This is a genomic window from Nostoc sp. CENA543, from assembly GCF_002896875.1.
GTDB lineage: Bacteria > Cyanobacteriota > Cyanobacteriia > Cyanobacteriales > Nostocaceae > Trichormus.
The window spans coordinates 6,082,501-6,098,900 of sequence record NZ_CP023278.1 but is presented as its reverse complement, the minus strand read 5'-3'; the positions used below and the strand labels follow the sequence as shown (position 1 = coordinate 6,098,900).

At 38.6% G+C, this 16,400-nt stretch carries 12 protein-coding genes and 1 tRNA gene (1 of these 13 running past the window's edge); 10 read left to right on the top strand and 3 right to left on the bottom strand.

From position 1 onward, the window contains the following. Positions 1 to 104: 104 nt before the first annotated feature. From ruvX to CLI64_RS25570, 5 genes are all read left to right on the top strand, one after another. On the top strand, positions 105 to 566 hold the full coding sequence (gene ruvX, locus CLI64_RS25590; protein ID WP_103139858.1) for a Holliday junction resolvase RuvX: 462 nt from the start codon (positions 105 to 107) through the stop codon (positions 564 to 566). 140 nt (positions 567 to 706) lie between these two features. Next, entirely contained in the window at positions 707 to 1,279 is a 573-nt protein-coding gene (locus CLI64_RS25585; RefSeq protein WP_103139857.1) for a DUF3727 domain-containing protein, read from the top strand. A gap of 216 nt (positions 1,280 to 1,495) precedes the next feature. Then, complete coding sequence (locus tag CLI64_RS25580; RefSeq protein WP_103139856.1) at positions 1,496 to 2,035, top strand: YqeG family HAD IIIA-type phosphatase; 540 nt, start codon at positions 1,496 to 1,498, stop codon at positions 2,033 to 2,035. Between the two features lie 280 nt (positions 2,036 to 2,315). Further along, positions 2,316 to 3,425 carry a glutamate 5-kinase gene (gene proB / locus CLI64_RS25575; RefSeq protein WP_103139855.1) on the top strand — a complete coding sequence of 370 codons (1,110 nt, stop codon included), beginning with the start codon at positions 2,316 to 2,318 and terminating at the stop codon, positions 3,423 to 3,425. Between the two features lie 384 nt (positions 3,426 to 3,809). Then, positions 3,810 to 3,894: transfer RNA gene (locus CLI64_RS25570), tRNA-Ser, on the top strand. A gap of 1,567 nt (positions 3,895 to 5,461) precedes the next feature. Here CLI64_RS25570 and ruvC read toward each other — a convergent pair. Further along, positions 5,462 to 5,953: a crossover junction endodeoxyribonuclease RuvC gene (gene ruvC / locus CLI64_RS25565; RefSeq protein ID WP_103139854.1), complete on the bottom strand. Its 492-nt coding sequence runs from the start codon at positions 5,951 to 5,953 to the stop codon at positions 5,462 to 5,464. Positions 5,954 to 6,111: 158 nt separating this feature from the next. Here ruvC and yvcK point away from each other — a divergent pair, with 158 nt between their 5' ends. Together yvcK and tsaE are read left to right on the top strand one after the other, a co-directional pair. Then, entirely contained in the window at positions 6,112 to 7,482 is a 1,371-nt protein-coding gene (yvcK, locus tag CLI64_RS25560; RefSeq protein WP_103139853.1) for a gluconeogenesis factor YvcK family protein, read from the top strand. Positions 7,483 to 7,580: 98 nt separating this feature from the next. Next, a complete protein-coding gene (tsaE, locus tag CLI64_RS25555; protein WP_103140876.1) occupies positions 7,581 to 8,036 on the top strand; it encodes a tRNA (adenosine(37)-N6)-threonylcarbamoyltransferase complex ATPase subunit type 1 TsaE in 456 nt (151 codons plus the stop codon). 1,212 nt (positions 8,037 to 9,248) lie between these two features. Here tsaE and CLI64_RS25550 read toward each other — a convergent pair. After that, positions 9,249 to 10,421 carry a patatin-like phospholipase family protein gene (locus CLI64_RS25550; protein ID WP_103139852.1) on the bottom strand — a complete coding sequence of 391 codons (1,173 nt, stop codon included), beginning with the start codon at positions 10,419 to 10,421 and terminating at the stop codon, positions 9,249 to 9,251. 126 nt (positions 10,422 to 10,547) lie between these two features. Then, the gene (locus tag CLI64_RS25545) at positions 10,548 to 11,867 is read right to left on the bottom strand and encodes a dihydroorotase (protein ID WP_103139851.1); all 1,320 of its coding nucleotides are present in this window, start codon (positions 11,865 to 11,867) and stop codon (positions 10,548 to 10,550) included. Positions 11,868 to 12,081: 214 nt separating this feature from the next. Here CLI64_RS25545 and lepB point away from each other — a divergent pair, with 214 nt between their 5' ends. From lepB to ldpA, 3 genes are all read left to right on the top strand, one after another. Beyond that, entirely contained in the window at positions 12,082 to 12,726 is a 645-nt protein-coding gene (lepB, locus tag CLI64_RS25540; RefSeq protein WP_103139850.1) for a signal peptidase I, read from the top strand. 1,167 nt (positions 12,727 to 13,893) lie between these two features. After that, positions 13,894 to 15,735, top strand: a complete 1,842-nt coding sequence (locus CLI64_RS25535) for a GGDEF domain-containing response regulator (protein ID WP_103139849.1) — start codon at positions 13,894 to 13,896, stop codon at positions 15,733 to 15,735. Positions 15,736 to 15,986: 251 nt separating this feature from the next. Beyond that, positions 15,987 to 16,400 carry the 5' end (the start) of a circadian clock protein LdpA gene (gene ldpA / locus CLI64_RS25530; protein WP_103139848.1) on the top strand. It continues 702 nt past the right edge of the window, so 414 of the gene's 1,116 nt are visible here — the first part of the coding sequence; the start codon lies at positions 15,987 to 15,989; the stop codon falls past the right edge of the window.

The window sequence follows — 16,400 nt, the reverse complement described above, 5'->3', positions numbered from 1 at the left end:
GGCAGGGAGCAGGGAGCAGGGGGAGAAATATACAATGCCCAATACCCAATGCCCCATTCCCAATAACTATTGACTATTGACTGTTGACTATTGACTATTGACTAATGACCACAAAACATATATCAGCACTAGGATTAGATGTAGGACGTAAACGCATTGGGATTGCAGGGTGCGATCGCACAGGGTTAATCGCTACAGGACTTACTACCCTGGAGCGGACATCTTTTGAACAAGATGTGTCACAAATCCGTAATTTAGTCGATGAGCGTCAAGTGCAAATACTAGTTGTGGGCTTACCCTATTCAATGGATGGTTCTTTGGGCTTTCAGGCTCGTCAGGTACAAAAATTTGCCAATAGGCTCTCTAAAGCTCTACAACTGCCTTTAGAATACGTTGATGAACGATTAACTTCCTTTCAAGCCGAACAACTCATGATTGCTGAGAATCGCTCGCCCTCACGCCACAAAAGTTTAATCGACCGCAAAGCCGCAGCAATTATTTTACAACAGTGGCTAGATAGTAAACGAGCTATAATTAACAGTTCCGAGATAGCCGTAGAGTATTGATACCTTTGAACATGATATTCTGAAATCTGTTACGCAGCAGTGGTATTGAAGTCTAAAGGTATTTGCTTGACATTACCCGTCATCAAACAGCAAAGCGATTTTTCCAACTGTTGGTACTTATAAAGTTTTATTTCTTAGCTATGTTTTCTTCTCCATTTCCTGAAAATAACGATCAAGCTCCCACAAGTTCCATCACTTTGACTGATGATAAGGGGCGAACCCTTGAGTGTTACGTAGAACGTTCGCTTTCAGCAGATGGACAAGAATATGTTTTGTTGCTTCCTATCGATTCATCCATCGAAATTTTTGCCTGGGAGGGTGAAGGTGAGGACGAGGAAGCAGTTTTAGTAGAAGATGATGACATCATTGATGAAATCTTCAGCACTGCTCAAGCTGTCTTAGCTGAACAGAATTTAGTATTGAAAAATACTGCTTATGCCTTGACCGTTGCTGGTGATTTACCTCCTGTAGAAGAATCAGACCTGTTTACTTTAGAAATTGAAGATGAAGAAGCAGATTTAGAACCTGAGCAGTTGCAGTTAATCACCACTTTCTACCATCATGAGCAGGAGTATGCCATCTATACACCGCTTGATCCACTGTTGTTTTTCGCTAGACTATCAAAAACAGGCGAACCCATACTGCTTTCCCCAGAGGAGTTTCGGGAAGTGCAACCACTGTTAGAAGACCAACTGTTTAATGAAGTGGAATAACAGGCAAAATTTTTAATTAAAAATCAAAATCTGGCATTTTGTATCTAAAATTCTGGAATTTTTAATTAATCATCAAAATTTTAGTCCCAGAGTCAAGCATCTATCATGGCTCAGGGCTATTTGTTATGTAAATAAGTTTAAGTTACGCTGGAAATCGTATTAGAAAACAGAAAAACACACTGTTGACTAATGACTAATGACTAATGACTAATAACTATGACCTGGAACAAGTTCTTGCAGCCTGATTTAGCTTTGGGTGATTCGATATTGAGTCTGACCCCTGAGATTATTCAACATTATGAGCTAAAAGGGCTAGTTTTGGATGTGGATGAAACTTTAGTCCCGATTACAGTGGGAGCGGCTTCCCCAGAATTGAAAGCTTGGGTAGAGCAAGTACGCACCCATACTGCATTGTGGCTAGTCAGCAATAATTTAAGCGAAGCTCGAATTGGTAGCATTGCTCGTTCTTTGAATTTGCCCTACTACCTGGGAGCAGCCAAACCTTCCCGCAAAAAGATTCGTGCTGCACTCCAGGCAATGGATTTACCAGTACATCAGGTAGGAATGGTAGGCGATCGCTTGTTTACTGATGTGCTAGCGGGAAATCGTCTAGGTATGTTTACAATTTTGGTAGAACCCATCCTCCACCCTGATGCTGTCTTGCGTTCCCATCCCATTCGTAACTTTGAAGTTTGGCTTTCGGAAATCTTGGGAGCATCAATTATTACTCATGATACAAAAATTCACAAAGATTGAGGAATGGTTAAAAAAACTAAATCTAAAAAAATAATTAAAAAAATCGAGGAATGAACAAAAATCGCAGATTATAAGTATTAATAACATCAGAGTCAGCAAAAAAAGAGACTCTAGCCCATAACAAATCTATATAAACTCATAAAGCGTCAGCCTCAATATATAGAGGGACTGACGCTTTGTAGTTTAATACAATAATTCAATTACGATCTCAAACTTGATCCCCGTTGACTGTTGACTAATAACTGTTGACTGTTGACTAATGACTAATGACTAATGACTAATGACCAAAACCATCGTCGTCAAAATCGGTACATCTAGCCTCACTCAACCGCAGACTGGACAACTAGCACTTTCTACGATCGCCACATTAGCGGAAACCTTGACGCATTTGCGACAGCAGGGTCATCGAGTCATTTTAGTATCTTCCGGCGCGGTGGGAGTGGGTTGTGCGCGTTTGGGTTTAACGGAAAGACCCAAAGCGATCGCCCTCAAGCAGGCTGTAGCGGCTGTTGGTCAAGGGCGATTAATGCGCGTATATGACGATTTATTTACTACTTTGCAACAGCCAATTGCTCAAGTATTGCTCACACGCAGTGATTTAGTCCAGCGTAGCCGTTACCTCAATGTTTCCAATACCTTTGGTGAACTGCTGGAATTGGGTGTCATTCCCGTCGTGAATGAAAATGATACAGTCGCCGTTGATGAATTGAAATTCGGTGATAACGACACCCTATCAGCTTTGGTTGCCAGTCTAGTAGAAGCCGACTGGCTATTTTTGCTCACCGACGTTGATAAGTTATATTCTGCCGATCCCCGTTCTGTACCCGATGCTCAACCAATTTCTTTGGTAACTAGCATGAAAGAATTGACAGAATTACAAGTGCAAACAGGCTCTCAAGGGTCACAATGGGGTACTGGTGGAATGGTGACAAAAATCTCAGCCGCGAGAATTGCGATCGCCGCAGGAGTGCGTACCGTGATTACCCAGGGAAGATTTCCCCGCAATATCGCCAAAATTTTACAAGGGGAAGCCATCGGTACACACTTTCTCCCCCAACCAGAACCCACCTCAGCCCGGAAACGTTGGATTGCCTATGGTCTAGTGCCGACCGGGAAATTATATTTAGATACTGGTGCGATCGCGGCTATTGTAGAAGCTGGAAAATCCTTATTACCCGCCGGCATTAAAGCCGTTGAAGGGGAATTTGACAGCCAAGACGCTGTACAATTATGTGACGGCAATGGTCAAGAGATTGCTAGGGGATTAGTGAATTACAACAGCACCGACCTAGAAAAGATTCGTGGTTGTCACTCCAGGGATATTCCCAGGATTTTGGGTCACGTCGGCGCAGAAACCGTGATTCATCGAGATAACTTAGTTCTCACCTAAAAAGAAAAACCCCGAAAATTTCGGGGTCAAGGATAGTTGAACCGCATGATTTTCCACTGATGAGGCTGTACAACTTCATTAAAGCCATATAAATATTCGCTTTGAAAAAAGGTAGGAAGCCCTACCCTTGTAAAAAGCTTATCTTTTAGCCTGCATTAAATATTACACAGGGATTTGACAGAGATATTACAATCCAGTGAAATTTATATGTAAATATTCCTGTGCGCGTTGACTGAGTTGGTTTGATCAACTGGGACAGGCGATCGCTACAAGTTGATAGATGCTATCATGGCGTAAGGAAACTTATTCTCAGTAGTTTCCTAAATTTACATAGTTTGAGTTACTTCAAGACTGAAAAAAACTCAAACTCGTGAGTTTATATCTGGAGAGGTGTCCGAGTGGTTGATGGTGACGCACTCGAAATGCGTTTTGGGGAAACTCAACGGGGGTTCGAATCCCCCCCTCTCCGTTTATTACAATCAACTTGGTGAAAAAGCAAGAGAGTAGGGTGCAGGAGATAAAAGCTACTCACAGGGAGTGTTAGCGGCGTAACTTCACTCACAGAGGAAGCAAGCTACACGTCAGCGTCTCAACGAGAAGTTTGGCTTGTACTCCCTAGTCCCCTCTAATCAAATTATGGGAAATTTAAACACATCCTTCAGAGAGATGACTGAAAACAAGAGTAGCTCTAAATTGATTCTGGTGTGTCGAATAACTGCTTTCTATGGAGGTTTAGCACTGGCTAAACCTTTTTTATTGATAGTTGATTTTTGCTTGAGGATGATTGCTTTATAGCGATGATTTACTCATTTTTATTAATTACTATTTTATGTCTTTTACACATCTGTATTTTTGATACATCTGAAGCTATATTTCCACATCCATAGATAGATGAACTAAAGCAATACTACCAATATATTAAACAGTATATGGTAAACTCTTGGTATTAATGGGCTTGGCTATTCTCCGAGCCTATTTTGTTAAAACTAGAATTAATAAATTGATTTTTAATCAACGAATTAATAGGAAATCGGTTTGATTTTTTTGAAATACTGGGCGTTATATTCATGACTGTTTGCTGAAGAAGAAATAGGAAATTAGGACATCAAAAAGTTTGCCTAAACTGTCTTAAGTTTTAAATGGCGAATTTCTGAAGATATTAAATATTTCTGGGGATGGGGGAAATAAAATTTTGCGATCGCTATAATCTAATCTGTTAATGCCTGAAAAACGTGTGTGTACCCTGGAAAGCCATCCAGGGTATTATTTTGCGTTATTTAGTTGCTAAAAATATCTGCAAAACGGTATTTAGCAAAATTAATTGAATACTTATATCTGATTGCTTTTGAAGATGGCATACCAGATTTTTTAAATTTTGTACACATCTTATTGAGAGATGAATTATTATCTAAATAGGCATAAATTAAGGATATATGGTAAACACCTGGTATACCTAGAGGCTGAGAAAATCCTCAAGCCTCTTTTTACTTTTTTGGGTTATTTATTATGTCCCTTTTTTCGATAATTATGTCTGACAAATTAATCCTTGATTTTACTAGAATAGTAGAAGCATAAAACGAAATTAATAGATATTCAAATACTCCAGGAAGATGATATGTAAAAAGTTTTAGATTAAAATGTGTTATTACGTTGTTAAGCACAGCAATTATCAAGGTTTGGTTTATAACCAAACCTTTTCTGTCATCAAATAAGTTATTACATATCAGATATTAGATAATTTGTATACAATCTAGAGGCAGATGACCCAGAGAATGAGTGAGTTTACATTAGTTTTGGTGTAGTAAATGCTTGGTATATAATTAGGCTTGGAATGACCAAGCCTTTTTTATATGTAATTAAAATAATTTGATAGAGTAATTCAATTTTTTTTCATTTTGTCTATCAGCATAAATTGCAAAAAAGCTTTTTGAATATTGATATCTTTTTTAAAAAGAAAATATGCTACATATGGTATCCCCATAATTAGAGGAAACTGCACAGAGTTTAGTGCAGAAATCAAGTGTTAGTGCATCAACTTACAACTGAAAACACGCGGTCAAAGCCACAGCCAAACCATCCGCAGCATCATCTGGCTGGGGTATATCTTCTAAATCTAACTCCCGTGCAACTGCTTCTTGCACCTCTGATTTATCAGCATTGCCATAGCCAGTTAAAGCCTGTTTAATTTGAGCAGGGGTATATTCTACATAAGGTAGATTATGTTGTGCCAAGGTGAGCATGACTACCCCTCTAGCTTGTGCCACCAGGATGGTGCTTGACATACGATAAAAGAACAGTTTTTCAATCGCCACCAAATCAGGCTGCACATGGTCAATAAGAGTATGTAAGTCATCGTACAAGGTACACAGACGTTGTCCCATATCTGTGTCTTTTGAAGTTCTGATGACCCCGAAATCCATGACATTAACTGTTGTATCTTGTATGAGGTTTGGGTTTTTTGTACAGCTAATAGCCCCAAATCCCAGAATAGCTAGTCCTGGATCTAACCCTAAAATTCGTTTTTCCATGTAAGTTTTTGTAACCAAGTCTATTTATTTGGCAATATTCACTATCTGCCCTTAGTTTAAATACAGCAGAAAAATTTTCTAATTTCACACTGGGTGTTAAAACCAGTTAGTGTACATTTTCTGTTAATTATTGTTTGTACCACTGTTCCGAATCAGGTATGTCAATCGGTTTTTTCAGACAAGCCCTCCACTCGCTGCAACAAAAATCACGCAGCCGAACTTCCCATCGGGTGAACCAGTGGTTCAAATGGTTATCCCCTGGACTATCGGTTAAGCGTTGGTTGCTGATTAGTGTTGGAGGTGTACTGCTGGCAATTTTGGGGTTAGCAATTTGGATTAAGCTGACCCCTATTTTTTTGATGTTGGAATTACTTAAGGTGTTTTTAAGTGCGATCGCCAATATCTTACCCAACTATATCAGCGGCCCGTTAGTTATACTTTGCGGTTTATTGTTGGTGCTGTGGGGACAAACTCGCACCGTGGGTTCGATTACTCAGGTACTCAGACCAGATGCAGAAGAGGAATTAATTGATGTTCTATTAGCTCATCGTCGCCTGTATCGTGGCCCCAAAATAGTAGTCATTGGCGGGGGAACAGGACTATCAACCTTACTCAGAGGATTAAAAACCTATAGTGCCAATATTACTGCTATTGTCACAGTGGCTGATGATGGTGGTTCTTCTGGAAGGTTGCGCCAAGAATTTGGGGTGCTACCACCAGGAGATATTCGTAACTGTCTAGCCGCTTTAGCAGATGAAGAAAAATTATTGACAGAATTATTTCAATATCGTTTTCGGGCTGGAGATGGATTGACTGGTCACAGTTTTGGTAATTTGTTTCTCACAGCTATGAGTGATATCACAGGAGACTTAGAAAGGGCTGTTGCGGCCAGTTCCAGAGTCTTGGCGGTGCGGGGACAAGTTTTACCAGCGACTTTAAGCGATGTCCGTCTATGGGCGGAATTAGCTGATGGTCGTCGCATTGAGGGCGAATCGAATATTCCCAAAGCTGGGGGTAAAATTCTCAAAATTGGTTGTATCCCTGAGAGTCCTCCGGCTTTACCAGCTGCGATTAAAGCTATCAAGGAAGCTGATTACATTATTATCGGCCCAGGCAGTCTTTACACTAGCATTATTCCTAACTTATTAGTCACAGAAATTGCTGAGGCGATCGCTGAGTCGGAAGCCCCACGTATATACGTCTGCAACATCATGACCCAACCAGGGGAAACTCAAGGGTATAGTGTTGCAGATCACATCCGGGCAATTGATGCAATTTCCGGTGGCAGACAACTATTTGACGCTGTATTAGTACATAAAAAATCACCCTCAGCCCAATCACTCATCCGTTATGCTCAACAAAATTCCCATCCGGTATTTTTAGACAGAGAAGCTGTATCCCAATTAGGTAGAAGAATTGTCTTAGCCAACGTGATGTATGAAGATGAAATTGGCTTTGTGCGTCACAATCCCCAAAAACTAGCAAAAGTTTTATTAAAGTGGTACAGTGGCGCGCATCATGGAAAATGAGGTGATAGTCAATAGTCAATAGTCCCCATAGTCATCACTATCGGAACATCTGTTGACTGTTGACTGTTGACTAATGACTAATGACTAATGACCAACTTATGAAACTTCTTCTTCCTGACACGGCAGCAACATTAAATCTAGGTATAATCTTGGGGGAAAGACTCTCTGCTGGTAGTGTCATTTTACTAGAAGGTGATTTAGGTGCAGGTAAAACTACGTTAGTCCAAGGTCTTGGCCTGGGTTTAGGTATTACTGAGTCGATTGTCAGCCCCACATTTACCTTGATTAATGAATACACGCAAGGACGCTTACCGCTTTATCATCTTGATTTGTATCGTCTAGAACCACAAGAGGTTTCAGCATTAAACCTGGAAATTTACTGGGAAGGTGATGAAGTGACTCCCGGTATTGTAGCGATTGAGTGGTCAGAACGAATGCCTTACAAACCTATGAGTTACCTACAAATACACTTAACCTATGGAGAACAAGGCGATCGCCAGGCTGAAATTACACCCTTTAATTGCACTCTCGACGATATAATTACTACTTTGTGAAGAGCTTTTGTAAAATCTTGGTAAAAAAGCTGTCAATACTTCAGTAATATCAAAATGATTCATCAAATACCGTGCATGATGGTAAATAATTCACCCGCCAATACATGGATATGTTTCTTGATTTACCAGCACTAACAGCATAATTACCAATTAACTTTCATTCCATACAATACAAGCATTGAGCGATATTCGAGGTTTAATTCCCCACTCGTGCTATCTACCGCTACCACGTTCATCGAAAAAATTCACTAACATACATTGTCTTCTTTATTCAAAATTGGTGAAATATTGTGCAATTGCGGATTTGCTGTGTTTACCATCTAATAGTTTGTGTGCCGTGTCCAGATAAATTGGGTATATTCACGGTTACTTGATTACCAGATGGACAAAAATTTAACTCGTTTCTTGCAGAAATGCTTTTTTTGGCTTTACATAGCAAGCAATGAGATGTTTTTAATACCTGCTTTATTAAAGGAATTAAATTATAGTGAAACCTGACATAAACCTGTCCTTGAGTGAAGAATCTTGCTGATTAGATTTTGAGAAGACAGCTGTTAGCCAGTAATACTGGTAAATTTTTTGCGCCTTCAACACTGCGGTTTTTGCTGTTGAACTATTTCTTAAAAATCTCTGTCAACTGATTGTTGAGCGCAATTCGACTAACATTATTGATTGTTGATTGTCGGCTTCTGCTCAGTCGTGCTAGGCTTTTCAGCCACAGCCTTGTTTGAACAATTAGTGATCACAGAGAGTAGAAATAGGTTTTAAGCAGGTACAAAATAAGTGCATATAAAATTTGTATATGTATAAAACATATTATTCACCGAAATTTGCCCGTTTACTTAACCCTACTTTCCTCTACAGTTCTTTGCTAAAACATCCGGATAGTTAAACACAAAAAAGCTAATGCAGAGAAATTAAGTAATTATTAATTTCTGAATTAGCTGTGTTAGCTGTCTTCGTACTTAAGTATTCCCAAACTCAATTCAGGATCTATACAAGTAAAGTTACTAATTGTTAATTTATCTATGAGATAAACTGATTCAGCTATTTCAGTATAAAAAGTTATGCTTATATTAAAATATGACTATAGATAGATGAAAATAAAAGTAATTTCACAGAAGTAAAGCTAGTACATATACGAAAAATTTCAGTATAAACACTCCGCAATTAGCTTAAAAGATTTTTCCTAAAGTTCTTTACGTAAAAATACTAATTAGACTTAATAAAAGCAGCGATCGCATCTTTAACTCTAGGGCCACAATCATTCCTAGTGTAATAGGTACATCCCTCATCAACAAATTGGGATGCAGCATCAATAAATCTTTTTATAGTTTCAGGTCTAGCATCATCCATTTCTTCACTTAATGGACTTTGGGTAAATCTATTGATTCTTTGTTCACGTTCTAAAAGAATGCGAGTGTCTCTAAAGCTTTCCTTGTCTTTAGGTTGAAATCTCTCATTTAAATCAAACTGAAGCCGTAAATATCGTTGAGAATTGTATCCACCCATAATTTGACGGCAAATTGTGCTACTAATTTCTGATGTCGGTTCCATAAAGATATCAATTAAATGCTGCGCCCAGTTGATACCCCGCCAACTTTGCACTTGTTCAAGCATGAAAGGTTCACCACTTTGACCCGTACCAATCGACAAAATGGCGATATCCTCTAAACTGACACCCTCTAGTTTATATTCTCGTTTAATTTCCGGTGCGATCGCTGATTGACTCAACCGCAACACTAAACTTAATGCAGCCAAAGCAGGGTTATTTGCTCCCACTCCCCCATCAATGTGCGGAAATACCCAATCACCAAAGATTTTTTTATTAACTGGTTCCAATTTATATGGCGGAAAAAATGTCGGTGCAGATGCTGATGCTGTACACAACTGCCAAAGATGACATTCGTCGTACCATCTTAACCCCACATCGGGATGACAATTAGTAAAAAATGTGGTGTTCCGGTAAAGGGTATCGTAAGCCAAAATTAAAATTATCTTGTTTTTAATTTCCTGAATACGTTTGTCACCTAACGCGGATTTTAAGACATCAATTAGTCCTTGATGAGAATATTTAGGTGGTGCAAACGCTTCTAGTAAGGGTTGGATAAAGTCAGGAAATTGCTGGAAGCGTTCTTTGCAATGGCGAGGAAATATTGTCTGACCCCTATCTACATACATTTGTACTAAATAATCACTACTTTTCCCGACAGCAATACCAGCCGTTAAAATCGATCCCGTGGACGTACCAGCAATCAGGTCAAAATATTCCCATAAGGACTGACCTTTTTGCGCTTGAATTTGTCTCTCTACTTCTTGAAGAATGCGTGCTGTAATTACTCCACGTATACCACCACCATCCAAACTCAAGATTTTGAAGGACATTGTAGTTCTCCCCTCCGACTAGTCAACAAAGAATCACCCGGCTTGAGTAAGTTCCAGCAATCAGCACTTACTTGGTTAAACTATATATCTATGGTGGCAGTATACGTAAAGTCTAGATGATATTTGCTACACGAAACTTAAAGCTTGACCCCGCACTTGAGTATTGAGTTGACCTTTGTCATACACAATTTGACCCCCCACAATAGTAGTCACAGCCCATCCTGTGAGATTCCAGCCTTCAAAGGGACTCCAGCGAGACTTAGTTAATAATTCTTCACGGCGCACAGGGCGATATGTGTTCAAGTCTACGAGGACTAAATCGGCATCATAACCAGGTGCGATCGCTCCTTTATTGGGAATACCATAAGCTTCCGCCACAGCCTTAGACATCCAATTTACCACCTGGGGAACCGTACATTTACCTGCCATCGCCGCAGTTAACATCACAGCTAAAGAAGTTTCTACCCCCGGCATTCCAGAGGGTGTATTGGGATATTGTTGAGCTTTTTCCTCTAAAGTATGAGGAGCATGGTCTGTAGCAATAAAATCAATCACACCATCGCGCAAAGCTTGCCAAAGAACTTCATTATCGTGGGGCGATCGCAATGGGGGATTCATCTGTGCTAAAGTGCCAATCGTTTCATAAGCACTGGTATTGAGCATTAAATGTTGTGGTGTTACCTCCGCCGTCACCCAACTGGGTTTATCTTGACGTAATAACTCTGCTTCCTTCGCCGTAGACATATGCAGAATATGTAAACGACGTTGATATTTTTTAGAAAGTTTTAATGCCAACTGAGTTGCTAAAAGTGCCGCTTGATTATCTTGGATTTGAGAATGAATGGCGGGGTCATGAATACCTGCAAATTCTTGGCGGCGTTGGAGAATTCTGGCTTGGTCTTCTGCATGAACCGCAATCAATCGCCGACCTTGAGCAAATATCGACTCCAGTAAAGCCTCTTGATCAATCAACAATTGACCGTGCATCGACCCCATAAAAATTTTAATGCCTGGGGTTGGTGATACTGTCAGTAGATCTGGGAGATTTTCTGCCGTGGCCCCAATAAAAAAGCCATAATTAACTAAGCACTTGTTCGAGGCACGTTGTAATTTGTCGTCTAATGTTTCCTGGTTAGTGGTGAGAGGACGAGTATTGGGCATTTCCAAAAAGGACGTGACCCCACCTTTAGCACAGGCGCAACTCGCTGTGAATAAATCTTCCTTATGCTCTAATCCAGGTTCGCGGAAATGCACTTGCGGATCAATAACTCCCGGCAACAAAGTTAAACCTTGTGCGTCAATCTCTATTGCTGGTGTTGTTGTGGCAATTTCTGGTGCAACTTCCACAATGTGGCGATCGCTAGTTAACACGTCTCCCACCATCGTTTCCCCACTGGGTAAGATGATGCGAGCTTGCCGAATTAATATACTTTGGAGTGATGACATCAAACTAACTACGTTCCCATAAACAGCTAAATTTAAGAAGTAACTTGGCTGCAATTAGTCCTGATTTTTGAGATTTTTGTCTACATAAAGGGAAATAACTACCAAAAAAACCTCATAATCGTGACTACGAAATCAAGTTTCTCCCATTAAAATTAACAAGTATAGTATCCCTCAAGAGTTAATTACCTACAATTTTATTTACTTCAATAATTTCATGCAAAATCAAGTGTCTGACAACAACTCTAGTCAACAACCCGATAATTCCTGGATCGCCGAACTAGGCAGAACAGTTGTATTAAGTATCGTTCTCGCCTTGGGTATTCGTACCTTCGTCGCAGAAGCACGCTGGATTCCTTCTGGTTCTATGGAAACAACTCTGCACGGGACTCCAAACCAATGGGAAGCAGACAAGATTATTGTTGATAAATTGAAGTATAAATTTTCTGACCCCCAAAGGGGAGATATTGTAGTGTTTTCACCAACAGAAGAACTACAAAAAGAACAATATCAGGACGCGTTTATTAAGCGGATCATTGCTTTACCAGGGGAAACTGTCGCCGTTAAAAATGGTAGAGTATATATCAACAATCAACCCCTGAAAGAAGATAAATATATTACCACTAGTCAAAATACTTCTGTTGATGTTTGTCAATCAGGGCCACAACCACCTTTTTTAGCTAAATCTCAAACAATACCTCCTAATTCTTATCTAGTTCTAGGTGATAATCGTAATAGTAGCTACGACAGTCGTTGTTGGGGTGTTGTACCGCGTAATAACATTATTGGCCGTGCCGTACTGCGTTTCTGGCCAATCAACAAAATTGGAGAAATTGATAAATCACCTTTATATCCCCAATAAGTTATCACCTGAGAAAGTCAATCGGCGATCGCCACTAAGAATAACAACGTCAAACTCTCAAACCACTAGTTCAGACGCTACTAGTCAAACGGTTGAATCTGTTTTTTATGCGTTGCGATTATCGCCTTCCAAGACAATCCGGTTCTCACACTCCTAGCTGATGCTGATGTCAAATCAGCATTAGGGACTTCCAAGAAAAGATATTCCATTGTCTATTGTCTGTGCAAAGTCTATGAGGCAGTCCCGATGAAGCAAGTTTCACAGTCATAGACGAAAGATATCTGTCTCCTACACCCCTGTTTTCAGTCAGAGGGAGGGAACAATGTATTCATGAACTTTGCTTTTGTTCCTAGAATCATTTATTTTCTAGAATTCCTTAACTATATAAATCATAGCTTTTATAAAAAATTAATTTTTATCCTCAGAATAAAATCAGAGCAGCCATCAGCAGACGCAGCACAGTGAGTATTTTGAATTTATTCCACCCACTGTCTTGCAGGACACAAACAAAAAACCTCAATTCAAAATTTAAAATCTTAAATTCGGATAATCTTAGTTGATCTGAATCAAGTGATAAAACCGACTTGACAGTTTTACTTAGTCACTGCACATATATATAGTATATAATTTTACCACATTATATTGGTAGATTGAGTAAGTTTTAGTTTGAGTTATGTTGTTTTGCTATCAAACAGGATGAATTTGGCATATTAGTTGCTGTTAAAGACATAGGTTTCATATTGCAGTCGCTGAAAATACGTTAAATACTTACATTTGATTAGTTAAAATAAATACATTAAATTAGTAATAATTCCTGAAATCGTAAAGTGAACGGATTGTATTACTTGTATAAGATATGTAGTGTGTATTTCCAGGTGATATCTAATTAATTATAGTGTTATAACAAAGTTTGATGTATCTATGTCAGAAGATATGTGCTAAAAATTTAAGCAAATGTAAATAAATTAAGTATGGCTATATACTAATAACAGTTAACTGCTTGATATCTTACGCTATGCGTGGTGTTAGTATTAACCCTAAGTACCTATGTTATTCATCAGGCTGTAATTTTCACAAAGAGTATACTTGGATACAAATAACAGTCTGAATAATTTAGCTAACAAGTATCTATAAAGTGTCAGCAAAGTATGGAACTAACTGGAACAGATGCAGAATGAATTACCTGTGCTGAAAACCAATAAAAAAGACATTTTGATCATTGACGATATGGTTGACAACCTGCGAGTTTTGTCATCAATTCTCACTAGAGCAGGATATAACGTTCGCAAGGCTTTAAACTGGCAAATGGCTTTGACTGCCTGTAAAACAGTATTGCCAGATTTAATTTTGTTGGACATTATGATGCCAGAAATGGATGGTTATGAAGTCTGTCAGCGTTTTAAAGCTTGGGAACTCACTGCGGATATTCCCGTAATTTTCATTAGTGCTTTAGATGATGTATTTGATAAAGTTAAAGGTTTTAAAACAGGAGGCGTAGACTACATCACCAAACCCTTTGAACTCGAAGAAGTTTTAGCAAGAGTGCAGAATCAAATCAAATTAAGAACAACGCAACTAGAACTCATAGCACTTAATTCTGAATTAGATCAAAGGGTAAAACAAAGAACTTGGGAATTAGAAAAAGCTTTACTTAAATTGCAGCAAGAAATTACGATCAGCCAGTCTCTACAAAGTAAATTACTAGACATTGCTCTCCATGATGCACTTACTGGTTTGCCAAATCGAGTCTTATTTATGAAGAACTTAGAGAAAGCTTTAAATCGTGCCAAACAGGAAGATGATTATCACTTTGCTTTGATGTTTTTAGACTGCGATCGCTTTAAAATCATCAATGACTCCCTGGGGCATTTAGTAGGAGATGAATTGCTGATTGCTCTTGCTAATCGTATTCAGTTATGTCTGACATCATCAGATACCCTTGCTAGATTAGGTGGCGATGAATTCGGAATTATTTTAGATAATCTTACAGATATTAATATAGCCTTAGAAATTGCAGAAAATATATTACAGAAATTATCTACTAATTTTAAATTATCTATATATGAAGTCTTTATGAGTGTCAGTATTGGCATTAGTTGGGGCAGTAAAGATTATGAAAAACCAGAGCATTTATTAAGAGATACTGATACAGCCATGTATCATGCTAAAGCTATGGGCAGAGCTAGATATCATGTGTTCACACCAGCCATGTACCAGAATGCTATCCATGCTTTAGAAATGGAAAATGACCTCAGAAAAGCCATTGAAAGACAGGAATTCATAGTCTATTATCAGCCAATTGTTGCCTTATCCACAGGCAGAATTTCTGGGTTTGAGGCACTTATACGCTGGAAACACCCACATCGTGGCATCATTTATCCTACAGAATTTATTCCCATTGCTGAAGAAACAGGTTTAATTAAACCGATTAACACATGGGTGTTACAGTCAGCCTGTGAACAATTATGTAGCTGGCAAAACTCTCCAGAAATAGCTAAAAATTTAACAATTAGTGTTAACTTAAGCGCACGCTTATTCTATCAAGCGAATTTTATTGAACAATTTGATGAAATTATTCAAACTACCCAAGTTAATCCTAGACTCTTAGAAATAGAAATTACAGAGAGCGTCATTATGGATAATACGGAAGAAATTAAAGCTACTCTGCAAAAATTGAAACAACGCCAAATAAAACTTATTATGGATGACTTTGGCACAGGTTATTCATCCCTTAGTTATCTGCATATATTTCCTTTTGATGCTTTGAAAATCGATAAATCTTTTGTTAAACTCATGCAGTTAGATAAAGCAAATATGGGTTTAGTACCAGCAATGATTAGTATTGCTGAATCTATGGGCATAACTGCCATTGCAGAGGGTGTTGAAACACCAGAACAGCTAGCACATCTTAAAGATTTGAATTGTGACTTTGCTCAAGGTTATTTATTTTCTGAACCTATAGAGCAAAAATTTATAATTGACTTTATTAATTCAGCACCTCAATGGTAAGTTAAGTAATGAGACAGAATTAATTGCACAACTGATTTTTCTGTTCCTGTTTCCTGTTCCCTGTTCCCTCTCTCAACGAGTGAATTTAATTTTGTCCGACTACTTATTAGCAATCTCAACAGCTAGAAAACAACAAAACTGATTGAATTTTTGTATTTAATTACTGTTAAATTACAACTAAGAATTTATTTAACTTGGCTTTTGGTATATTCAGGCTTTTATTTTTCGTCAAATAAAAGCATAATAGAAATGTGAATAATTTGTTAGCACCTTTACAATCATTAACTAAAGGTAACTGGTTCAAACTTATTTGCGGAGCTAGTTTCCAACATCTCCCCACAGTCAGAAGTTTAACAATAGCCTATACTTTGGCTGGTGCTGACTGTATAGACGTTTCTGCTGATCCGGCAGTTATTGCGGCTGTGCAAGAAGCTTTACAAGTGGCAAAAAGCTTAACAAGTGATGCCCAAGAGCGCGGTTTTAATTACAAAGGTAATTTACCTTTCTTAATGGTCAGCTTGAACGATGGAGAAGATCCTCATTTTCGCAAAGCTGAATTTGATCAAACTCAATGTCCCCAAACTTGCCCTAGACCCTGTGAAAAAATCTGTCCTGCTCAGGCAATCATCTTTAACCGTACAAAAGACAATTTTTCAGGAGTGGAA